The organism is uncultured Shimia sp. (genome assembly GCF_947498095.1).
Classification (GTDB): Bacteria; Pseudomonadota; Alphaproteobacteria; order Rhodobacterales; family Rhodobacteraceae; genus Shimia.
In genome coordinates this window covers 23,830-45,949 of the sequence record NZ_CANMJE010000001.1, presented here as the reverse complement: position 1 = coordinate 45,949, position 22,120 = coordinate 23,830, and the positions used below count along the sequence as shown (strand labels likewise).

Annotated in this window: 20 protein-coding genes; 6 read left to right on the top strand and 14 right to left on the bottom strand. The window is 57.7% G+C overall.

Going from position 1 to position 22,120, the window contains the following annotated elements; translation table 11 throughout:
* Positions 1 to 9: 9 nt before the first annotated feature.
* Together Q0932_RS00195 and Q0932_RS00190 are read right to left on the bottom strand one after the other, a co-directional pair.
* Positions 10 to 519, bottom strand: a complete 510-nt coding sequence (locus tag Q0932_RS00195) for a DUF2478 domain-containing protein (RefSeq protein ID WP_299348252.1) — start codon at positions 517 to 519, stop codon at positions 10 to 12.
* The gene (locus Q0932_RS00190; protein ID WP_299348249.1) at positions 516 to 890 is read right to left on the bottom strand and encodes a potassium channel family protein; all 375 of its coding nucleotides are present in this window, start codon (positions 888 to 890) and stop codon (positions 516 to 518) included. The genes Q0932_RS00195 and Q0932_RS00190 overlap by 4 nt, the downstream gene beginning before the upstream one ends.
* A 267-nt stretch (positions 891 to 1,157) precedes the next feature.
* Here Q0932_RS00190 and Q0932_RS00185 point away from each other — a divergent pair, with 267 nt between their 5' ends.
* The gene (locus Q0932_RS00185) at positions 1,158 to 2,174 is read left to right on the top strand and encodes a putative 2-aminoethylphosphonate ABC transporter substrate-binding protein (RefSeq protein ID WP_299348246.1); all 1,017 of its coding nucleotides are present in this window, start codon (positions 1,158 to 1,160) and stop codon (positions 2,172 to 2,174) included.
* Between the two features lie 107 nt (positions 2,175 to 2,281).
* Here the strand turns inward: Q0932_RS00185 and Q0932_RS00180 are convergent, their stop codons facing one another.
* From Q0932_RS00180 to Q0932_RS00150, 7 genes are all read right to left on the bottom strand, one after another.
* Complete coding sequence (locus tag Q0932_RS00180) at positions 2,282 to 3,514, bottom strand: Tm-1-like ATP-binding domain-containing protein (RefSeq protein ID WP_299348244.1); 1,233 nt, start codon at positions 3,512 to 3,514, stop codon at positions 2,282 to 2,284.
* Entirely contained in the window at positions 3,511 to 4,443 is a 933-nt protein-coding gene (locus tag Q0932_RS00175) for a phosphotransferase (RefSeq protein ID WP_299348241.1), read from the bottom strand. Before Q0932_RS00175 ends, Q0932_RS00180 begins: the two co-directional genes overlap by 4 nt.
* Entirely contained in the window at positions 4,443 to 5,735 is a 1,293-nt protein-coding gene (locus Q0932_RS00170) for an aspartate aminotransferase family protein (RefSeq protein ID WP_299348238.1), read from the bottom strand. The genes Q0932_RS00175 and Q0932_RS00170 overlap by 1 nt, the downstream gene beginning before the upstream one ends.
* The gene (locus tag Q0932_RS00165; RefSeq protein WP_299349627.1) at positions 5,732 to 7,099 is read right to left on the bottom strand and encodes an aldehyde dehydrogenase; all 1,368 of its coding nucleotides are present in this window, start codon (positions 7,097 to 7,099) and stop codon (positions 5,732 to 5,734) included. The genes Q0932_RS00170 and Q0932_RS00165 overlap by 4 nt, the downstream gene beginning before the upstream one ends.
* The gene (locus tag Q0932_RS00160) at positions 7,081 to 8,727 is read right to left on the bottom strand and encodes a tripartite tricarboxylate transporter permease (protein WP_299348237.1); all 1,647 of its coding nucleotides are present in this window, start codon (positions 8,725 to 8,727) and stop codon (positions 7,081 to 7,083) included. Before Q0932_RS00160 ends, Q0932_RS00165 begins: the two co-directional genes overlap by 19 nt.
* Before the next feature lie 10 nt (positions 8,728 to 8,737).
* Positions 8,738 to 9,268, bottom strand: a complete 531-nt coding sequence (locus Q0932_RS00155) for a tripartite tricarboxylate transporter TctB family protein (RefSeq protein WP_299348235.1) — start codon at positions 9,266 to 9,268, stop codon at positions 8,738 to 8,740.
* Between the two features lie 69 nt (positions 9,269 to 9,337).
* Positions 9,338 to 10,279 carry a tripartite tricarboxylate transporter substrate-binding protein gene (locus tag Q0932_RS00150; RefSeq protein ID WP_299348232.1) on the bottom strand — a complete coding sequence of 314 codons (942 nt, stop codon included), beginning with the start codon at positions 10,277 to 10,279 and terminating at the stop codon, positions 9,338 to 9,340.
* A 161-nt stretch (positions 10,280 to 10,440) separates the two neighbouring features.
* On the opposite strand from Q0932_RS00150, the gene Q0932_RS00145 reads away from it, so the two are divergent.
* The 3 genes from Q0932_RS00145 (at position 10,441) to Q0932_RS00135 (ending at position 14,603) form a co-directional block, all read left to right on the top strand.
* Entirely contained in the window at positions 10,441 to 11,238 is a 798-nt protein-coding gene (locus Q0932_RS00145; RefSeq protein WP_299348229.1) for an IclR family transcriptional regulator, read from the top strand.
* A gap of 25 nt (positions 11,239 to 11,263) precedes the next feature.
* Complete coding sequence (locus Q0932_RS00140; protein WP_299348225.1) at positions 11,264 to 12,619, top strand: aspartate aminotransferase family protein; 1,356 nt, start codon at positions 11,264 to 11,266, stop codon at positions 12,617 to 12,619.
* A 421-nt stretch (positions 12,620 to 13,040) separates the two neighbouring features.
* Positions 13,041 to 14,603: an arylsulfatase gene (locus Q0932_RS00135; protein ID WP_299348222.1), complete on the top strand. Its 1,563-nt coding sequence runs from the start codon at positions 13,041 to 13,043 to the stop codon at positions 14,601 to 14,603.
* A 98-nt stretch (positions 14,604 to 14,701) separates the two neighbouring features.
* On the opposite strand, the gene Q0932_RS00130 is transcribed toward Q0932_RS00135, so the two are convergent.
* The 4 genes from Q0932_RS00130 to Q0932_RS00115 all read right to left on the bottom strand — a co-directional run bounded on the left by Q0932_RS00130 (position 14,702) and on the right by Q0932_RS00115 (position 18,572).
* Positions 14,702 to 15,538 (bottom strand): cytochrome C, encoded by an 837-nt coding sequence (locus Q0932_RS00130; RefSeq protein ID WP_299348219.1) that lies wholly within the window; start codon positions 15,536 to 15,538, stop codon positions 14,702 to 14,704.
* 67 nt (positions 15,539 to 15,605) lie between these two features.
* Positions 15,606 to 15,920 (bottom strand): 2Fe-2S iron-sulfur cluster-binding protein, encoded by a 315-nt coding sequence (locus Q0932_RS00125; RefSeq protein ID WP_299348216.1) that lies wholly within the window; start codon positions 15,918 to 15,920, stop codon positions 15,606 to 15,608.
* 87 nt (positions 15,921 to 16,007) lie between these two features.
* A complete protein-coding gene (locus tag Q0932_RS00120; protein ID WP_299348213.1) occupies positions 16,008 to 17,297 on the bottom strand; it encodes a glutamine synthetase family protein in 1,290 nt (429 codons plus the stop codon).
* Positions 17,298 to 17,309: 12 nt separating this feature from the next.
* Positions 17,310 to 18,572 carry a cytochrome P450 gene (locus Q0932_RS00115; protein WP_299348211.1) on the bottom strand — a complete coding sequence of 421 codons (1,263 nt, stop codon included), beginning with the start codon at positions 18,570 to 18,572 and terminating at the stop codon, positions 17,310 to 17,312.
* A 96-nt stretch (positions 18,573 to 18,668) separates the two neighbouring features.
* Between Q0932_RS00115 and Q0932_RS00110 the strand changes: the two genes are divergently transcribed.
* Entirely contained in the window at positions 18,669 to 19,376 is a 708-nt protein-coding gene (locus Q0932_RS00110) for a type 1 glutamine amidotransferase (protein WP_299348209.1), read from the top strand.
* Positions 19,377 to 20,415: 1,039 nt separating this feature from the next.
* Here Q0932_RS00110 and Q0932_RS00105 read toward each other — a convergent pair.
* Complete coding sequence (locus Q0932_RS00105) at positions 20,416 to 21,288, bottom strand: LysR substrate-binding domain-containing protein (protein ID WP_299348207.1); 873 nt, start codon at positions 21,286 to 21,288, stop codon at positions 20,416 to 20,418.
* A gap of 123 nt (positions 21,289 to 21,411) precedes the next feature.
* Between Q0932_RS00105 and Q0932_RS00100 the strand changes: the two genes are divergently transcribed.
* Entirely contained in the window at positions 21,412 to 22,119 is a 708-nt protein-coding gene (locus tag Q0932_RS00100; RefSeq protein WP_299348204.1) for an SDR family oxidoreductase, read from the top strand.
* Position 22,120: the final 1 nt, after the last annotated feature.

Here is a 22,120-nt window from a genome sequence, read left to right as displayed (position 1 = left end):
CCTGACCGGCTAGTCGCCTTCGGGGGCTTCAAACCACGCCAGCAAAGCCTCGGGTGTTGGGTCAACTCGCTCAGCAAGGCCGCCAGAAAACGCTTCAAAACGTTGTGTGTTGAGTCCGTTTGTCCCGGCGATCACGGCAGCACCCTGATCAAGGGCAGCCGCGATCAGGTCACGGAACCCGCCGCCATCTGCCTCTTGCTTGCCGAACTTGTTCAGAATGAAAATGTCAAAGTCGCTTTGCATTTGCACGGCGACATCCGCGACGGCCTGAGTCAGGGCGGATGCGTCCAGCCGGCATCCAGTTGAATCACGGCCCAGCTGTTGCGAGATCCGGATTCGAGCGCCATCGGGCAGGACCTGTACGTCCATGTCGCAGCGATAGCCGCTGTCACAATCCGTGTTGATCTGGACGATCCCACACGTGCGCACGCCGCGAGTCGCCAGCGTGTCGGCAAAGTCAGCGAGCAGGCGATCCAGCTCGCCTTTGCCTTCGGTCATAGTATAGGCGATTTTGGTCATGGCTTCTCTTGATCTTCTGAACCCTGAGGGATGTCCTTTGGTTCTTTCGCCAGAAACCGACTGAGCATGGCCACCAGCATGGCCGTGCTCACGCCAAGGCTGAGGACACCACTGACCCCGGCGAAGGTGCCAAAAATTCGGGTGCCGGGCCCAAGTGTCAGGTCGCCGTAACCGACCGTGGAATAGGTCGCGAGGGCGAAGTAGAGCGAGCTGTTCATGTCCGAAATCACACCCATCCCCAAAAAGGCGATGGCCCAGATCCATACTTGAACAGTGTGAGAGAAGGTAATGATTCCAAAGCCGACACTCACAAGGCCAAACACGCGGGCAAAGCGACCGTGCCTGTACAGGGAATTGTTGGCCCAGATCATGCTGTTTGCACAAAAGCCGATCAGCAATACGTGCACTAACGAACACAGCCCAAGAAAAATGGACCCCCATATCAATTGGTGCAAAAGTGTCACGGCCGGCCTCAAACGATGGTTATCTGGCGACAGTATTCTGTGCTGTCCTGCGGTTTGCAAGCTGTGCTGGAATGGTGTGCCGCATTGTTTCTTTGAAAAATAGCCTAATCTGATTATTTTGCTTAAAAACAATTACTTCCAAATGGACAAATTATCACTAGGTGGGGTGATCTAATGAAACTGACTGGCATTCTTGCTGTATGTGCTGCGGCACTTGGATTTGGGACGGCGCAGGCTCAGACCGCGTTGACAGTTTATTCAGCGATCGAAGCTGAAGATCTGACGCGATATGCTGCGGCATTTCAGGCCCACCACCCCGACATTCAAATCAACTGGGTGCGGGATTCCACTGGGATCATTACCGCCAAGTTGCTGGCAGAAAAGAACAACCCACAAGCTGACGTCGTGTGGGGTCTCGCGGCAACATCGCTCTTGCTGCTGAAATCCGAAGGCATGTTGGAACCCTATGCGCCTCCTGGGTTGGAAAAATTGGATCCAAAATTTGTGGATGCCGACACCCCTCCGCATTGGACCGGCATGGACGCCTGGGTCGCGTCGATCTGCTACAACACTGTGGAAGCGGAAAAACTGGGCCTGACGCCACCGACCTCGTGGAAGGATCTATTGGATGCGCAGTACAAGGGCCATCTGATCATGCCGAACCCGAATTCCTCCGGCACCGGCTTCCTCGACGTGTCGAGTTGGTTGCAGATGTTTGGCGAAGAGGAAGGCTGGGAGTACATGGACGGGCTGCATCAGAACATTGCTCGCTATACGCACTCTGGGTCCAAGCCTTGCAAGCTGGCCGCGGCGGGTGAAATTCCGATTGGTATTTCCTTTGCTTTCCGGGGCGCCAAATCGAAAGCTGCCGGCGCGCCGCTGGAGATTATCCTGCCAAGCGAAGGCGTGGGCTGGGACATGGAAGCGACGGGCATTGTCGCGGGGACGGACAAACTGGACGCAGCCAAGAAGCTGGTTGATTTCGCGGTCACCGAAGAGGCCAACGGTTTGTACAATGGCGGCTACGCCGTTTTGGCGATCCCGTCGGTGGCCAAGCCCGTGCCGCATTTCCCCGAAGGGCTGCAAGAGGCGATGATCGACAATGACTTTGAGTTTGCTGCCAACAACCGCAAGGCAATCTTGAAGGAATGGCAGCGTCGGTTTGATGGGAAATCTGAGCCGAAGAGTTAATGCACTGAGGGGACGGAGGGGCGCGACGCCTCTTAGCTGCAAGCCGCCAATTCACCCCGAGTATTTTCGCCAAATGAAGGGGCGGGCAGTGGCCTGCCCCTTTTGCATTAGGTTTTGACCGTGCCTTCTGCGACCCAGCCATCGAAGATCGCGAGTATTGTCTCGCAGAATTCGGCATCGTTGATGTGGCAGTCGATCGGGCGGTAGTCGACGTTGGCGGGGATGGTGTTTGCCATTTCGTCAATGAAGGCCGCGAGGCCATCCGCGTCATGCAAGGGCGCGCCGGGCCGGTCCCATTCGTTGCAGCCGCCCTTGGGCATGACGAAGGTCGTTGGGCCTTTGGCTTGGCTTAGCTTTTCGGCATGGGCGCGAGCCACTTCCCGACGTTCATCTGCATCCAGGACCACAGACTTTAACAGGCGATTGTGGTCATGTGCGGGATTGTCCCCCATGCGCTCGGGCAAGGATTTCCAACCGACAAAATCGACAAGGTCATAGCAGGCGGGCGCAACGATTTGAGGTGTGGCCGTAGCGCCTGCGTTGGTGAGGCGATCCGCGCCCGCGCTGAGGCCGCCCATGAGGTGGTTGCCGACCTCTTGCGTGGCGAAGTCCATCACGCAGGCAAAGGCGCCTTCGGCGGCAAGGCTCTCGAAAGCCCGACCGCCCATGCCGGTCGCGTGGAAGACGGCGACTTCAAAGCCGCGCTCTTCGAGTGCAGGCTTAAGCGTGACCATATAGTGCAAGATGGTCTTGCCAAAGGAGGTCATACCGATCAGCGGTTTGTCCTTGGCGGGCTTTTCGACCGCGCGGGCCGCGCCAAGCACGGCACCTGCGGCTTGGCTGAGGGAGGATTTACAGACCGAGTTCAACCCGTAGAGACCCCCCGCCCAGAGGATCATCTGGATGTCCGCAGCGAGGCGTTCAGGTGGCAGAAGGTGCGAAAAGGAAACGGTCGAGACAATGTACTTTGGCACGCCGAGCGGTAGCGCCTGACAGATATCCAGAGCCACGTCAGTGCCCATGGTTCCGCCAAGAACGACAACACCGTCAATTTTGCCTTCACGATAAAGGCGCAAGGCCAGCCGGGCGCCCCCCTGTGCCATGATCTGCATGGCGTGGTTTTCGTCACCGCTGTCAATGGCTTCCTGAATGGACGACCCGCCCTCTTCGGCGACTGCGTGTTTGGAATAGTCGGTGGGTTCCGAAGGATCCCCCAGCACGCTGATATCCATCGAGAGGACCTTGCCGCCCTGTCCGCAAATGCTGTCACGCATGTAGTTCAGTTCATCGTCCTTGGTGTCATAAGTGCCAACGACGAGGATGGTTTTGTCCTGTGTCATAGGGGTCTCCGGTTCAGATAGGTTCGCGCCAGCCGGGTGGCGCGCGCAATCATGCGTTTGGATCGGGTGACTCCGCCGGGTTCACTGCGGCGGGGGATGATCCACCCCACGTAAGTCAGTGCGCGCAGCAAGAGGGCGAGGGTGAGTTCGTCGTGTTCAATACGCCTGCGTTTGGCGTAGCCATCGGTCAAGGCGGCGCAGAGGTCAACAAAGTCCGCTCGTTCGCTGTAGCGCAGGAGGAAAGTGGCGAGTTCAAAGGCACGGTAACCGGTCGCGCTGTCATCGAAGTCAAGCAGGCGCAGGTGATCCCCGTCCAGCAGCAGGTTCTCGGCAAGTATGTCGGCGTGAATAAGGCCGGTGTCTTCTGACACCAGCGCCATGTCGCGGCGCGCGGCGGTGCGAGCGTCTTGCAGCAGCGCAACCTCGTCAGGCGACAGGTCCGGGTGTTCCCAGAAAGGACCCCAAAGCGGCGTGTCGCCAACCAGTGCCTCGCACGTCCAGTCGGGCCGGGTAAATGTGGGAGGGCGTTGCCATTGGTCCGTGAGGTCATGCAGGCGCGCCATCTCGTGCCCCACGCGAAAGGTCATCGCATTTGCGTCTCTGGTGATCTCGGTTCCCTCGCCGATTGGCGTGCCGGACAACCACGGCAGAAGGCTGACATAGGTGTCGCCGACCTTTGGCAGAGAATTGGCGGCGCAATCCGGTTCGGGGCGCGGAACATGCAGGCCATGCCCGGCGAGGTAATGGCACCAGTCCAGCTCAGAGCGCAGCTCGGCCTCGGTGCGATAGCCGGGGCGGTGGAAACGCAGTGCGTAGGTTCGCGGGCCATGGTCCACGCGATAGACATGGTTTTCACGTTGGGCGACGAGTGAGGCCGTTGCCCCTGTCATGCTCCAAAGAGACAGAGCCTGTGCGACGCGGGACTCCATCAGGGTTCCAGCGGGGTTTCTGTCAGGGCCTCATCAAGGCGTTCGAGCATCATATCGGCGTTCTCGCGGGAAAACGGTAGCGGTGGGCGTATCTTTAAAGCGTTGTAATGGATGCCGAGAAAGTTCAGCAAAACGCCTTTTTGGCGCATGGCGTTGGCGATCTTCTTGGTAAAGGTAGACGCGGGGGTTTTGGCATTTTGATCCAGCACCATTTCGGCACCAAAGAACAGGCCCGAGCCGCGCACGTCGCCGAAACAGCTGTGGGTCTGTGCCAGCTGGCGCAACCCTTCGCGGGCATAGTCCCCTGTGATGCGGGCGTTTTCCATCAGGCCTTCGTCTTGCACCACCTTTAGTGTGGCAAGGGCAGCAGCGGCCGAAACGGGGTTGCCGCCGAAGGTGTTGAAGTAGCGGAAGTCTTTGCGGAAGGCTGTCATGGTGTCGAGGCTGGTGACAACACCGCCGACCGGGTGGCCGTTGGCCATGGGTTTGCCGATGGTCACGATATCCGGCAGGAAACCTGCTTTTTGATGGCCCCAGAAGTCGGTCCCGAGGCGGCCAAAGCCGGGTTGCACCTCGTCGGCGATGATGATGCCTCCGGCTTTGCGCACGGCATCGATGGCAGGTTGCAGGAAGCCTTTTTCGAGGGTGGGGAAACCTTCGTTAGCGAAGTAGGGGCAGATGATGAGGGCAGAGAGGCCGTGGCCACGTTCTGCCAACTCTGTGATGGCCTGGTCCACCGCGGCAGCAAAAGCCTGTGCATGAGCCGCACCGCTTTCTCCGCCTAAGGGTCGATAACTGTCAGGAGCGGGGACATAGGCGGTGTTATCCCAACGGTTGGGCGGTGGGTTGGTGCAGCTGAGTTGTGACACGGCCATGGTGTTGCCGTGATAGGTGTGGTCTGTCGCGATGACGCCGGTATTGCCAGTTACCGCTTGTGCCATGCGTAGGGCGATGTCGTTAGCCTCGGATCCTGTGCAGGTCATGATCGCTGTGTTCAGCGGACTGGAAAATGTGTCGGTCAGCGCCTCAACATAGTTCAGGATGCCTTCGTGCAGGTAGCGTGTGTGGGTGTTGAGTGTTGCGGCCTGCTTGCAGATGGCCTCGACTACTTTGGGGTGGCAATGGCCGACGTGCGGAACATTGTTATAGCAGTCGAGGTACTTGCGTCCGTCCGCGTCCCAGACCCAGACGCCATCACCCTTCACCATATGGATCGGGTCCTCGTAGAAGGTCGAGACATTGGGGCCGAGCAGTTGGGCTCGCCGGTCGATCAGAGTTTGAGTATTGGTCACAGCTTGATCCAGGCGGTTTTGAGGTCGACGTATTTTTCAAGCGCGTGCAGGGATTTGTCGTGACCGTTGCCGGACTGTTTGACCCCACCCAACGGCACCGTATTGTCAGGTCCGCCATAGGTGTTGACATGCACGACGCCGGTTCTGATGCCCCGGATCATCTTGTGCGCGCGGCTGAGGTTCGAGGTCCAGACACCGCCCGCCAGCCCGTAGATCGAGTTATTGGCTAGCGCGATGGCCTCGTCATCGGATTTGAACGGCAGAACACCAAGGACGGGGCCAAAGACCTCTTCTTGAGCTAGTCTGTCACTTGGTTTCACGTCCGTCACGATGGTGGGCTCCATGTAGAAGCCGCCGGTGTCCTCGAGAATACGATTGCCGCCGAGATAAATGGTGTTGCCGTCGGCGCGGGCGCTGTCGACAAAGCCAAGGTTGCCCTGCAACTGGGTGAGGGAGTTTACCGCGCCGACATCGTTGGATAGGTCTAGGGGGTCGCCGACCTTGAGCTCGGCGGCGTATTTGGCGACTTGGGCAACAAAGTCATCGTGGATGCTGTCTTCGACCAGCAGGCGTGAGCCGGAGACACAGACCTGACCGGAGTTGCGGAAGATGCCCATGGCCGAGACCTTGGCAGCTTCATCAAGGTTGGGAGCGTCGGCAAAGACAAGGTTTGCGGATTTGCCGCCGAGTTCCAGATAGCAGCGTTTCATGTTGGAACGCGCGGAGTATTCCAAGAGACGACGACCGACGCCGCCGGAGCCGGTGAAGACCAGCACGTCTACATCCATCGACAGTGCGATGGCTTCGCCGACGACGGACCCTTGCCCGGTGACGACGTTCAGAACGCCATCGGGCAGGCCAGCCTCAGACGCGAGTTCCGCCAGTTTCAGCAGGGAGAGAGAGGCAGTTTCTGCTGGCTTTAGTACCACCGAGTTGCCCATGGCCAGCGCGGGCGCGAGCTTCCAAGAGCCGATCATCAGCGGGAAGTTCCATGGCACGATGGCGCCGACCACGCCGACAGGTTCCTTGTGGATCAGGCCGAGGAAATTGGGGTCGGTGGGGGCGACCTCACCATACACCTTATCCAGCGCCTCGGCGTAGTAGCGGAAGGTGCCGGCTGCCGAGCCGCTTTCAGCCTTGATCGCCATGCCCAACTCGGTGCCGTTGTCGCGCACGCCAAGCACCGCCAGTTCCAGCGCGTGTTTTTCGATCAGATCGGCCAGCTTGTGCAGAACCTTTTTGCGACCTGCAGGTGCCATGCGGCTCCAGCGACCATCGTCAAAGGCCGCACGGGCCGAGGCAATGGCACGCTCTGCGTCCGCAGGGGTCGCACGCGGGATCGTGGTTAGCGTTTGCCCGTCGATCGGGGATTGTACGTCAAGTGTTTCCCCCGAACCTTGCGACCACGCTCCCTCAATAAATAATCCTTGCGGCGGGACAGGTGCATTCCGAAGTTCGTTGACGCGTGTTTGGTCGACCATTTGGCCTCCTTGAGTTCTTTGCGATCCAGCCAGACGCGGCGGAAATGGATGAGCAGGACACCGATAATCATGATGAACAGGATCACGGCAATCGGGCGAATACTGTTGGTGTCACCCCGGCCATCGATGAAGAAGTCGGGGAAAGATTTCACCCGCGCCATACCGGCGCGCAGTTTGACTTCCATAATGCCGCCAAGGACCATGCCAAGGATGATCGGGACGGCGGGGATGGAAAGCCGTTTCAGAACGAAGCCGAAGATGCCGAAACAGGCGGCGATCAGGCAGTCGGTGAAGGAATTGCGCAAGCTGTAGACGCCGACGAAAGAGAGGACGAGGATCGCCGCGCCGAGGAATCGGTTTGGGATCTTGACCACTTTGATGAGCTGGTTGGTGGCGAACAAGAGGAAGACCAGAACCAGAATATTCAACAACAATAGCGCGAGGTACAGCGCGACGACAAAGTCCATGTCGTTCTGAAAGAGCTGCGGGCCGGGCACGACGTTGTGCACATAAAAGACCGAGAGCATCATGGCTGTCAGCGCTTCGCCCGGGATGCCGAGCGCGAGGAGCGGCACCATTGCGGCGGCGGGCACGGCGTTGTTGGCAGTTTCTGCGGCAATTAGGCCTTCGGAAGAGCCGTGGCCAAAATCCTGCGGGCGTTTCGACGTCTTCTGCGCATAGGTGTAGCTGAGGAACTGGGCGGTGAATTCGCCGACGCCGGGGATCATGCCCATCAGGACGCCAAAGGTGCCGGATACCCCGGCCACACGGGGGTGGCGGGCCAGCTCGCGCAAGCCCTGAAAGAGGCCACCGCGGAGTTTGGTCATGCGGACTTTTTCGTCTTCGCCGGTGAGCAGATAGAAGGCTTGAGACAGAGCAAAGAGGCCCAACACGACGACGATCAAATTCACGCCACCCGAAAGCCAGCTTTGGTCAAAGGTGAAACGCTTGGTGTATTTCACCGGCTCAAGGCCGACGGTGTTGAGGAAAATGCCGAAACAGGCCAGTGCCGCGGCGATGAGCGCCTGGCCGCGATGGGCGACCACGACAAGGATCAGGCCCAGAAGGGCGGCAAGGAAAATCTCTCGGCTGCCGAACATGGGCGCGATCTTGGCAAGGATCGGTGCAAAGAGGATCAGGCAGACCACCGAAAAGATGCCGCCAAAAAAGGACGCGGAATAAGCCAGAGACAGGGCGCGCCGAGCCTCGCCCCGCGTGGTCATCGGGTAGCCGTCATAGGTGGTCAGCGCGTTCACCGCAGTACCCGGCGTGTTGATGAGGATCGCGGGGATCGAGCCGCCGTACATGGACGAGCCGTAAATGCCCAGGAGCACGGTCAGGCCGACAATCGGATCCATCGAAAAGGTGGCGGGCAAGAGGATCGCGATGGCCACGGCGGGACCAACCCCGGGGATGGCCCCAATGAGTACGCCGCCGATGGACCCGGCCAGCAGGGCGAGCAGTACATCCCAGCGGGCGAGGATCTCGATGGAAGAGAAAATGAGGTCCATTGGACGCCCCTTAGAAGTTCAGGATGAAGAAACTGCGCAAGCTGCCCGGCAGGTATTCATAAATTGCGGCGCCGGGAATCTTCACGTCGAGGAAAGCCTTGAAAAACAAGACGACGGCGACGCCAAAGGCCACGGAAACCCACATTATCAGCTTGTCGCGATAGCCCATGCGCCACACGAGGATGGGCATGAAGATCATAGTGACGGGCAGGTATCCTATGATGGGCACAAGGATCACATAGAGCAGGAACCACAGTACCCATTCGATGGCGAAGAACCAAACCTTCCACTCGACAACATCGGCACGCACGAACTTGCGCCGAGGAAGTTTCCAAAGGTGTAGCCCGCCGAACAGGACCATGCCTGCAATAGAGACCATCGGCCAGAAACGGGGTTGGGCGAAGAATTTGGTGCGCTTCATCCACTTGGTTTGCTCGCCGAGCTGCGAGAGCAGAAGAACAGCAGCCACGAGAAAGACGATGGCAAACAGGATCTGGCCGCGCAGGGGGCCGGGGAACCGTTTTTCTTCAAGAGAACTCATCTGTGCCTCGCTCTGGATAGAGAACGGGCCGGGGGTTTGTGCACCTCCGGCCCGATTATTGAGTGCAGATTACTCGAGGATACCCGAGATGACGGCGCCAGTGGCCTTGTCCTTGGCGATGATCTCCGCCGAGGCTGCAGCGTCTGCCCAATAGACTTGAGCGCCGGTTTCCGCGGCAATTGCCTGAGCGCGGTCGCTCATCACTGTTTTCATGGCCACAGCAGCGATTTTCTCGCGGACATCTGCCGGTGTGTCCTTGTGCACAAACAGACCGTTCCACAGCGCGATGTCGAGCGAGGAGTCCAACTCGCCGATGGTCGGCGTGTCGGGTGTCAGCGAAATGCGGTCACCGGTGATCGAGGCCAGAACCTTGACGCTGTCGAGGCAGGGCAGGATCAGCTGAAGGGTGGTGTTGATGACATCGGCATCACCCGAGGCCAGCGTGTTGCAGTCCAACGCGTCAAAGGCCGCATCAGAGCCCCACTCAAAACCCGCGTTCGCCGCATAAGCCATGGTGACCTGTGTTGGTGTCAGAACCTGACCGAAGTGACCAAGCGCCACGTCGTTGGACTTGGCGTGTTCTGCCAATTCAGCCATCGAAGAGTAAGGCGCATCGCCCGAGGTCGCGATGACAAAGGGGTAGGTGAGGAAGATGCCAATTGGTTCGAACACTTCGTCCGCCAGTTCGTCGATGCCGATCTCGTGACCGATCACTGGCACGGCAGGCACGAACGAGCCGATGGTGTAGCCGTCAGCCGGAGCAGTTGCTACGTCGATGGCACCGGGGAAGGGGCCACCGCCGCCACCAGGTTTGTTAACAACGGCCGCCGACACTCCGTAGGCCTTTTGAAAATCTTCTGCGATCATGCGGGTCAGAACGTCTTCGAGGTCGCCCGGAGGCCAAGGCACGATGAAGCTGACAGGCTTTTCCGGATACTCGGCCAGAGCAGCACCGGAAATGGCCGACAAGGAAAGGGCAAGTGCGCTGCCCAGGATCATTTTGGAATTCATGTTGCTTTCTCCCTAATAAAGCGAACGGTTCATTATTTAAACCAAAGGTTCGAAAATAGATTGACAGGTTAAGTATATTTCTGTCAACACTTTTAACAGAAGACAGGCGAACCATTCGTCTGTCACGCCTAATTTTTAGACGAGAAGCCTGCGCCGCACCTATGGGAACTGTATCGAAAGCACTGTCTTTATTAAGTTTTTTCTCTCGCACTACACCGGAGATTGGCTTGAGTGAAATGACCAGGTTGTCCGGCCTGAACAAGGCGACTGTGTACCGCTTGATGACAGAATTGGCGGAACAGGGATTCGTTGAACAGCTTGGAAGTGGTCGACAATACCGGCTTGGACCCATCTATCTGCGTCTCGCAGCGCTGCGCGAAGCGGCGGTTCCAACCCGTGAGGTGGCACAAAAAGTGCTGAAAGATCTGAGCGAGGCAACCGGAGAAACGGCCCATATGTCGGTGCTGCAGGGGCAGGTTCTGTCGACCTTGGCCTATGTGTACAGCGTTCAGCACGGTACCCGGGTGACCATGGAAGACGCCGAACAGATCAACTTTCATTCGACCAGTTCAGGGTTGGTTGTGCTGGCCTTCAATGGCGCGGAACTTGTGGATCGCGTGCTCTCAGAGCCGCTGGAGCGGCGCACGCCCCAAACGGAAACCAATCCGGACATTATTCGCCAGCAGGTGGCTCAAACCCGCCAACTTGGCCTGGCCGAGGTGGTCAGCGGGTTTGAGGAAGATGTGCATTCCCACGCCTGCCCGGTCTTTGATGCCCGTCAGTCTTGTTTCGGGGCAGTGGCCGTCGCCGCCCCCGTTGCCCGCATGACTCCCGAGCTGCGCAGTACCATTCGCCGCGAAGTCACGCGCGCCTCGTTACATATGACCCGCCTATTGGGCGGATTTGTTCCTGATGAATTCAAACTAAAATCTGAGGCTCTGCTGGCAGAGCCCGACTGACTCCAATGTCGAAAGGTCCGAACCGATGAAAGACAGCAATTTCCTGAAAGAGAAAAACGCCAAATCCTTGTGGCATCCGATGGCGCATCCGGCGGACCATCTGGCCAACCCACCGGTTATCGTGACCGGCGCACAAGGCGTGCGGATCAGCGACATCGACGGGCACGAGGTTGTCGACGGGGTTGGCGGTTTGTGGAATGTGAACCTCGGATTCTCGTGCCAACCGGTAAAGGACGCGATTGCCAAGCAACTGGACGTGCTTCCTTACTACTCAATTTTTCGGGGTACGACGAATGACGCGATCATCGAGCTTTCGGAAGTATTGCGCGACTTTTACGCGCCCGACGGGCTAAGCCGGGCGTTCTACACCTCGGGCGGATCAGATTCGGTGGAGTCGGCGCTACGCTTGGCGCGGCAGTATCACAAGATCCGTGGTGAGGAAGGGCGCACCAAGTATTTGAGCCTGAAAAAAGGCTATCACGGAACCCACACAGGCGGCGCCTCGGTCAATGGCAATGCCAATTTCCGCACTATGTATGAGCCGCTGTTGCCGGGCTGTTTCCACATCCCTGCACCCTATACCTATCGCAATCCGTTCAATGAAACCGACCCGGAAAAGCTGGCGGGTCTGTGTCTGGAAGCGCTTGAAGCAGAGATCGCCTTTCAAGGAGCAGGCACGATTGCCGCAATGATCATGGAGCCGATCCTCGGGGCTGGTGGCGTGATCCCGCCGCATGAGAGCTTTATGCCCGGTGTGCGTGAGATCTGTAGCAAAAACGGGATCTTGCTGATTGCGGACGAGGTTATCACAGCCTTTGGGCGAACTGGTAGCTGGACTGGGTCACGCCATTGGGGCGTGCAGCCCGACATGATGGCCACCGCCAAGGCGATCACCAATGGGTATTTCCCGTTTGGCGCGGTGATGATTGCGGACCATATGACCGAGACCTTTGAGAAAGACACTTCGGGCAAAGGCGCGATCGGGCATGGTTACACCTACTCGGGTCATCCGGTGGGGGCGGCTGCCGCGTTGGCCTGTGTCGAGGAAACCCTGCGACTGAACGTAAAGGACAACGCTGCCGCCCGTGGTGCCGAGATGATGGCGGGTTTGTTGGCCTTGCAGGAAAAGTACGAGAGCATTGGCGATGTGCGCGGTGGTCATGGGCTGATGAACGCCATCGAACTGGTCAGCGACCGTGAAACCAAAGCGCCAATCGACAAGCAATCCATCGGCACTATCCAAGAGGTGGCCTATAAGTCCGGCGCAATGGTGCGGGTCTCAGGCAACAATATCATCCTGTCGCCTCCGCTGGTGCTAACTTCGGAGGATGTGCAGGTGATCCTGTCGTCGCTGGACGCGGGGTTTGCTGCGGTTTCGTAAAGGCAGCGTACGGTGTGATTTGACCGGTTCCGCGCGATTCGTGGGTTAAGGGCCAAAAAAACAAGGCCAAACCGCGCTCGGTATAACGTCGGTATTGCGTCGGTGCCGTACCGTGTGTTCAGCACGCCCGTCCCGGGATTAACGGGGCGGGCGTTGGTGTGTCTGGGGGGCGGCAAATAGGGCCTGAGCGGAACTTTCCCGTTGACCAGACCGGTCCGAGTGCCTGGTGGGCAGCCAGAAAGGCCCGGACCAGCCTGAAAACCAAGGCCGTGCCGGGACGCGGGCCAGCCCGTTAAAAGCATTGCGATTCCGGACCCTTACGTCACTTTGATTGTTCTGGACCAAACATCTAAATTCAATACATATTCAGGAATAAGAAACTTCTCAACTGTACCAGTTGGGTAAAAGGAAAGGACACACTTTGAAGATCAGTTTATTATTGGCAACTGGGCTAAGCCTTGTGGTTTCGGCGGCCATGGCACAAGACATTGAACGACCAAACATCCTTGTCATCATGGCGGATGACGTGGGTTGGGCAAGTCTGGGGAGCTACCACGGCGGTGTCAAAAGCATTGAAACACCAAACCTGGATGCGCTGGCTGCGCAGGGCGCGCGGCTGACGGATTATTATGCCGAGCCCAGCTGCACCGCGGGCCGGTCCGCCTTTATGACCGGGCAGATGCCGATCAGGACCGGGATGCATACCGTTGGGTTGCCCGGCGACCCGGTTGGCTTGCACCCGGATGATCCGACGCTTCCGATGCTATTGAAGTCCATGGGCTATACGACCGGCCAGTTTGGCAAGAACCACCTGGGCGACCTGAACCAGTTTCTACCCACCGCAAAGGGTTTTGACGAGTATTGGGGATGGCTTTATCACCTGAACGCCATGGAATATACGTCGGACCCGGATTGGCCGGATGATCCCGAGTTCGAGGCCACCTTTGGCCCGCGCAACATCATCCACGCGTTTGCGACCGAAGAAGAGGACGAGACCGTCGATCCCCGTTGGGGCAAAGTGGGCAAGCAGCGCATTGTCGACGATGGTCCGGCCCCTCCGGAACGGCAGAAGACCCTCGACAACGAGGTCACGGCCCACACCACGGATTTCATGTCGCGGGCCGTCGAGTCCGAGACGCCGTTTTTCGTGTGGATGGCACCGGCGCGGGCGCATGTTTGGACTCACCTCAGCCCCGAATACGAAGCGATGCTGGGCAATGGGCGCGGTCTTCAGGACGTGATCATGAAAGAGCTGGACGACAATGTCGGCAAGGTGCTGGCGCATCTTGACGCGCTGGGGGTGGCGGACAACACGATCGTAATGTTCACCTCGGACAATGGTCCCGAAACCATGACATGGCCTGATGGTGGCACCACTCCGTTTCACGGTGAAAAGGGCACGACCTGGGAAGGTGGATTTCGGGTTCCCGCGATCATCCGCTGGCCGGGAAAGGTTGCCGAGGGACAGGTGCTGAACGGTATTTTCAGCGGCATGGACTGGATGCCGACCTTTGTGGCAGCTGCGGGCGGTCCCGAGGATCTGCCATCACAGCTGTTGGCAGGCTACGAAGGGTTCAAGGTGCATCTGGATGGGTACAACCAGTTGCCCTATCTGACCGGCGCGGCTGACAAGAGCAGCCGTAAAGAGCTGATCTATTATCAGGGGACGGATCTTCAGGCTGTGCGTTACAACGACTGGAAAGCGCATTTTGTTGTTCAGAACCACGGCTGGTCCGGCCCGAAAGAAGAGCTGACTGCGCCGCTTCTGTATAACCTGCGTCGCGATCCCTATGAGAAAGCCGCGGATGAAAGCGGCATGTATGTCCGTTGGATGGGCACCAAGATGTGGGCGTTTGGTCCTGCCGCGCGTCTAATCCAGGGGCATCTGGCGACGTTCCAGGAGTTCCCACCACGCGGCAAGGCGCTGACCAATCAGGCCCACGTGGAAGAGCAGGTGTCCTCGGAAGGCGGCGTGTCGCAATAGGGAAGATCGAGCAAGCTGGCGAGACGCTTTGTCCGTCGACAAAAAGATCAACGCCCGCCTCGGAGATCGGGGCGGGCGCTTATTTTTGTTAAGCCTTGTCAGCCGGCGTCCGGCAGAGGTGGGATCGTGCGAAGGTAAAGGATGATCGCGTCGATGTCGTCTTCGTTGGTGGCCGCATAGTGGTGGTAGCCCATGGGAGGCAACATGCGATTGCCATCAGGCCGGGTGCCCGTGGTGATCATCTGTTTCAAATCGGCATCTGAATATCCCGCAAGACCATCTTCGTGCGAGGTTATGTTAGGTGCCACTGATACACCCCAAGGGCCGTGAAACTCAAAACCTCCTGCGCCGAGATGCGTGTCGAACATCGGACCCTTGGGGCCAAACGTGGTGTGGCACTCGGTGCAGTGTGCGACCGGCCCGGCGAGGTAGGCCCCATAATCGACTGTCACGCCACGCGGAGGAGCGGTGACACTGTCGACAGGCGGGCCGTAAGCGGGCGGTAGCGGGATGTTGTAGGTGGAAAACGGCGTGGTGTTGTCGCTGGGTGCCACCGTGCGCAGAAAGGCAACGATGGACATCAGATCGTCATCACCAAGACCGCGATAGAGGCTGATGGGCATCGGTGGCCCAATGACCGTGCCGTCTGGCCGGATGCCTTCCCGAATGGCCCGCGCCAGTTCCGCGTCAGACCAGTCGGCCACGCGACTGGCGGGCGTTATGTTGACGGCCCAGGCTTCGAATTGTGGGTTCTTTTCGACCATGAACCCACCAAACTCGTTGGCCATATCAGGGCCGTTTGGCCCCATGGGTGTATGGCAGTTGCCGCAGCCCGCCGGGCCGCGAACCAGATATTCGCCACGCTCGACCGAGACTTCTGCGGACGTAATGGTTGCAAGGCCGAGCATAAGCACGGCCGTAAAAAAGGCTTTCATGAAGCATTCCCCCTGTTCGCGATGAACAAAGGCTATCACGAAACCGTGAAGATTCCTAATGGGGCGCTTAGGGCTGCGGTACTATCAGTACCAGACCATCCAAAGCGTCGCTGGCCTCGATCTGGCAGGAAAGGCGCGAGGAGTCGGTGCGTTCAGCTTCGGCCACGTCCAGCATGGCGTCTTCGAAATCATCCGCAGTGCCGGTTTTGCCGACCCAGTCCGCGTCTACATAAACATGGCAGGTGGCGCAGCTGAGGCATCCGCCGCACTCGCCAATAACGCCTGGGACGTTGTTGTCGACCGCAGCTTGCATCATGTTGGTGCCATTGGTGATGTCGGCCGTAATCTCTGATCCGTCGGCGAGTTTCCAGGTGGCTTTCATGGGATGAGTTCCTTGTTCGGCTGTTCCGTTCGGAGGCCCCGTGGGATGCCTCCGGCGGGAGTATTTCTGGCAATACGAAAAGCGGGGTCAGACGAAGTAGACGTAGAAGTCGCGCAGGGCGTCGCCTTCGAGGTCTTTGGTTTTCCTGACCTCTTTTTCCTTCATGAAAATATGGTTGTCGACGAGCAGGCGACCCACAGCGTCACCAAGGACGGTGTCGGCCTTGAGGTCAGCCACGGCACCCTTGAGGTCCATCGCAGTGCTTTCCTTGGCGTCGTTTTTTTCAAAACCGTCGCCGGTCTCAATCGGTTGCAGAGGATAGTTGTTTTCGACACCCAGAAGCGAGGCGCTCAAGACGGCGGCCACGGCGGTATAGGGGTTGGCGGTGCCGTCAGCCATGCGGTGTTCAAGCCGCGATTTCGGTCCACCTTCCGAGCTGATACGGGTGGTCACATTGCGGTGGTCACCGCCCCAGTTCTTCCAAAAACCACTGAGAGAGCCAGGTTGCAGGCGCTGGTAGCTGTTGGCGGTGGGGGCGATCAGCCCAGCCAAGGCTTTGTGGTGATGCAACAAACCTGCGAGGCACCCTTTGGATAGATCGTTGATCGTGTCGGGGTGATTGCGTTCGCCGGAAGAGAGCGCGTTGCCGCCCGAGACATCAGAAAAGGAAAAGTTGATGTGCATGCCAGACCCGCCAGCTCCGGCAATGGGTTTCGGCATAAAGGACAGGATGATGCCGTATTCCAGCGCGATCTCTTTCGCCATGAGGCGGAACAAAACGATGTCATCCACGGCCTGCACCGCGTTGTCGAAGGTCAGCGTGTATTCGAATTGGGGCGCGTCAAACTCGGCGGTGATCATGTCGAGGCGAAAGCCCAACTCGTCCGCTTTTTCCCAGATCGCATCGTTAAAGCGCATCGGGTCGGTCATGGGGCCAGTGCCGTAGACCACCGCGCCCGGCGTGTCGTAGGGGCGCAGGTTGCCATCGGCGTCGGCCTGCAGCGCAAAGGCTTCGAGCTCAATTCCCACCTTGGGGGTCAGGCCCTTGGCCTCCCATTTGGCGACGGCACGTTTCAGGGTGCCGCGGGGGCAGAGCTCCAGCGGAACACCCGCGTCGTCGTAGAGATCGCCTAGAACGATCTTGGTATGAGGATCCCAGCTGTCGCGGATGTCGTCATGTTTCCAGCGCAGCTCCATATCGGGCAGGCCTTCCATCATCATCGCGCCGGGGGCAGGCAGAAGGTCTTTGTCGTAATGCACTCCAAAGGTGGAACGGCAAAAACGGGTTTCACTGTCGGCCAGTTTCGAGCCGGGCAGGTACTTGCCTCGCATGATCGACAGGTGGTCACAGTATACGGCGCGCAGACGGTCTCTCATTGCTAGCCCTCCTTATTGCAGGTGTACGCGGACGGGCAGTTCTTTGATGCCGCCGACAAAGTTCGAGCGCAGGAATTTGTGCGCACCGTTAGGTTCTATCTTTTTCAGCCGTTTGGAAAGCTCTTGGAACAAGACACGCACTTCCAGACGCGCCAGCCACATGCCAAGGCAGACGTGGGGACCGGATTGGCCAAAGGACATGTGTTTGTTGGGCGAGCGCGTGAGGTTTACCCGGAAAGGGTCGTCGATGACGGTCTCGTCGCGGTTGGCCGACGCCCACCAGAACAGCACCTTGTCGCCCTCTTTCATCTGCTTGCCATGTGCTTCGAAATCCTGCGTCAGCGTGCGGCGGAAATAGAGCGCAGGCGTGGCCCAGCGGATGATTTCATCCGGCGCCAGATCCCAAAAAGCATCATCTCCGGTCTGCATCTGACCCAAGAGTTCGGGTTGATGGCACATAGCCTGAATGCCAGCCGCAATGGAATAGCGGGTGGTGTCGTTGCCTGCGGCGACGGCGAGACAGAAGAAGTTACGGAATTCTTCGTCCGAGATCACGCTGCCGTCTTTACCCGGCGCTCGAATCAAATGCAGGATACCCGAGGTGTCGCCCGACGCGTCTTTTTCCGCCATCAGGGTTTTTGCGTAATCCGCGAGATCGGCGCCCGCCGGGGAGTTGAAGGGCATCTTACGGTACTCATCGGTCTCCATCTTGTCCAACACGTGGTCAGTAAAGTCCGGGTCGGTGTTGGCAATCAACGCGTCACCCTTTTCGACAAGCCAGGGCAGGTCCTTGTCCGGCAAGCCAAGGATGCGGCCAAGCATGCGCATGGGCAGCTGTCGGGCGATGTCCTTGGTGGCGTCAAAGCTGTCGTTGGCCAGCGCCTGATCAAGGATTTCGGCACAGAGATCGCGGATGTCTTCTTCGAACTGGGCGACCACGGGTTTGGAAAATGCTTTGGCCAGTTTCACGCGGGTGTGCATGTGTTCGGGCGGGTCGATTTCCTGAAAGGTGCGCCGCGCGAGGTATTCCTCGTAAGACTGGTCTTCCATGCGGATGCCGCGGGCCGAGGAGAACACTTTGAAGTTCCGGTTCATCTCGGTGATGTCTTGGTTGCGGGTGATCGACCAGAAGCCCTCGCCCTGATCGTAATCGGTCCAGCTGATCGGGTCTTCATCGCGCAGGCGCTTGAAGGTGTTGTGTGGCGCGCCGTTGGCGAATGTGTCGTGGTTGGTCAGATCGGCAAATCCGTCGTCCTTGGGTGTCCAGACAGTCATACGAGCCGCCTCCCTTTCTGGCTTGTTTACTTGCTTTGTTATGTATATATATGGAACTCATAAATATGCAAAACGAAAAATGCGCGGACCAGAAAAATGAAACTTGCGATCCTGATGACCAATACGGATGAGAGTGATTTCGCCAATGCCCGACCCAAGGATGGGGAGAAATTCACTGTGCTGGTGCAAGAGCAGCGCCTGGAGTGGTCCTGCGAAGTGTTCTCGGTAAAGGATGATGAATTTCCTGAAAATATTCAGTCGTTTGACGGGGTGATGATCACCGGAAGCCCGGCCTCGGTGCATGATGATGAAGCGTGGGTCCAGCGGCTGTTTGACCTGATCCGAGAGATGGATGCGGCAGAGATGCCGGTTTTTGCAGCATGCTTCGGGCATCAGGCAATTGCCAAGGCGCTGGGCGGTGCCGTGGAGCGCAATCCGGAAGGCTGGGTGCATGGGTTTGCGATGACCGATTCGGTCGGGGAGTTGCCGTTTGGAGATCGGCCCGCGCAGGTGGGGCTCTACGCGAGCCACATTGAGCAGGTTACGAAGCTGCCGGAGGGGACCGAGATTGTGGCCTCGGGGCCAGGGTGTGCCGTCGGTGGTTATATGAAAGGCCGCCACATCTTCACGACGCAGTATCATCCGGAGATGACGGATGCGTTTATCGCGGACCTTGTGGAGTTCACCGCGGACTATGTGGGGTATGAAGTCACGGCAGCGGCGCGGGAGTCCTTAAAGAGCCGCGCTGATCGGGATGCGTTTGGGCGACAGATTGTAGAGTTTTTTGAGTGGGCGGTGGGGTAAAGGAGGCGTCTGCTACGCTTACGAAGCACACACTCATCGCATTGTTAGTTACGAGCGATCTCTAACAAAACATCAGCAACGATTTCCTTTGTCGTACTTACTTCCATCAACTGATGCTGGCCTTCGACCGCGAGCAGAGCCCTTCCGCGTTTTTCGACGCGGGCAGGAGCCTCGACATGGAGCTTTTACTGAAGGAATGGGTTGTTATCGATAGCTACGACAATGGTAATCTGAAAGTTCGGTGTTCCCTTTGGAAAGGTCTGCCGTACAGCTTAGGACTAAAATGGATGTAGTCTCATTGTTTGCAACGCCTTGCGAAGCCCGTTCTTTGGAATAGGCCAACCATCTCCCCTTTTCTCAACCACTTCAGGTACATCATCCTTTTTGGCCTCGGCAAGAAGGCTAGTCTTCAAGCGTTCTACGTCACCTAGGCCTACGGGAGTTAACTCGAACAACTTCATACCTTCGTCCCTAAGAAGCACGCTTAGGGGCCAATGCTGGCTGGTCCACTGAAACGTTCCATGCATCATAGCAAAAAAGGTTTGCTTATGTTCGTTTCACTTGTCGCGTTTTGGGCCAAAGCCAGAGGGTAGAAAGAAAGCTATGCATTTCAAATCAGCAAAAAATGTAGCAAGGGTTTTTCTGAAAATAAGCATAAAGCGCACGAATTGAACATGTTCGAGTTTTGTGCCATCTTGTCGGCGAGCAAGGTTTTGGTACAGACCTTTGTGCTTTCTGAAATTGGTCCATCCAGATTGTCTCCTTTGGTCAGCAAGCTGTCGTTTCTGGCGATTACGCACTGATCTGTGGGGCGGTCCACCAGGTTTTGCCATAGGGTTCTGTCAGCGCGGCCATGCGATCCCGGTGAGTTCGGTCATTGGACTTCATGAGATAGAAGCTTCCTCATAGAGAAAATGCAGCGGATTCCTCGTCGTTCATGTAAATCGCCGTTCGTTCGTGTGCGGTGATGAAAAGAGCACGAAGACAAATTTCAAAAAAGCTACGAAAAAATGCTTTTTAGAAATGAGCACCATTCTACTCACGTTTGCTCAACGAGCCATCTGCGCAAGACAGAAACCACTCTGGCGTTACGTGGTTCTCTTGGCGCGACCACAAAGTAACCTTCCTCGGCAGTGACCGAAAAAGGGAAAGGCTGGCAGAGGCGGTTGGATGCAAGATCTTCCTCTACGAATGCCCGAATGGTCAGCGCGACGCCCTGGCGCGCGACGGCTGCATCTATGGCCAAAGAAGTTTGGCTGAAATTCATCGTTCGCATGTCAGAGATTTGCCCGCCGCCCAGAGCGCTTTCCAGAAATAGGGGCCATTGGCCGTGGGCATCTTCAAGCAGAACGTGGTTCAGCAAATCGCCGGGAGATGAGATTGGCGTTTTGCCGATTGCCAATTCCGGATGGCAGACCGCGATCAACTCAGACGCAAACAGCGGTTCTGCAGTCAGACCGGGCCCAAAAGGTGGTTTGCCCTGTCGGATTGCAACATCAACACCATCCGATTGGAAGTTAGAAAGAGCGTTTGAGGCGTCAAGGCGCAACCGAACCTCGGGGTGATCTTTCGCAAAAGCACCAAGCCTGGGAACCAGCCACCGCGTAGCGAACGACGGTGTAGAACTAATGGTTGCTACGACATCTTTGGGTGCAAGGTTCTCACTTGCTTCGGCGATCATGTCAAAGGCGCGTCGGATTGGCGGAAGATACCTGCGCCCCTCGTCTGACAGCTCAAGTCCTCGCGCGTGCCGGCGGAAAAGTTTGACTTTCAAAAGGGCCTCTAACGCCCGCACTTGCTGTGCAACAGCGCCTTGAGTGACCCCCAATTCTTCGGCGGCAATCCTGAAGTTCAAGTGTCGCCCCGAAGCCTCAAAGGCCTTGAGAGAGTTCAATGGCGGCAGGTTTCGCAATGGAATTCCCCGCAAGGTAATAGATTTTCTACAGTGTTATGGCAGAAATACTGATTAGTCAAACCGCGTACTAAGCGCCATGTTGATTTCAAAGGAAATCCGACGACTGCAGGGAGACGAACAATGGCTGACAAAAAAGTGGCAATCATCATGGGTGGTGGCAGTGGTATGGGCGCAGACAGTGCGCGCCGTCTGGCTGCAGACGGGTTCAATGTCGCCATTCTGTCCTCATCCGGCAAGGGAGAGGCATTGGCCAATGAACTAGGCGGCATCGGTATGACCGGCACCAATAAATCCAGCGACGACATGCAAAAGCTTGTCGATGCGGTTTTGAAAAAATGGGGCCGCGTGGATGTTCTGGTCAATTCGGCGGGCCATGGTCCACGCGCTCCGATCCTTGAGATCAGCGATGACGATTGGCACGAAGGTATGGAGGTGTACTTCCTCAATGCCGTGCGCGCCACGCGCATCGTTGCGCCGATCATGATCAAACAGAAATCTGGCACGATCATCAATATTTCGACCTTCGCCGCCTTTGAGCCGGATCCGGTCTTCCCGACTTCGGGTGTGATGCGGGCCGGTCTGGCGGCCTATAGCAAGCTGTTTGCAGACAACTATGCCTCTGACAACGTGCGTATGAACAATGTGCTGCCCGGCTTTATCGACAGCCTGCCGGAAAACCCGGACTTTATGGCCAAGATCCCGATGGAGCGCTACGGCAAGTCCTTTGACGAGATTGCAGCCACAGTCGGCTTCCTCGCCTCTGAAGGTGGCGCCTATATCACCGGTCAGAACATTCGTGTTGACGGTGGCATCACCCGCTCGGTCTGAT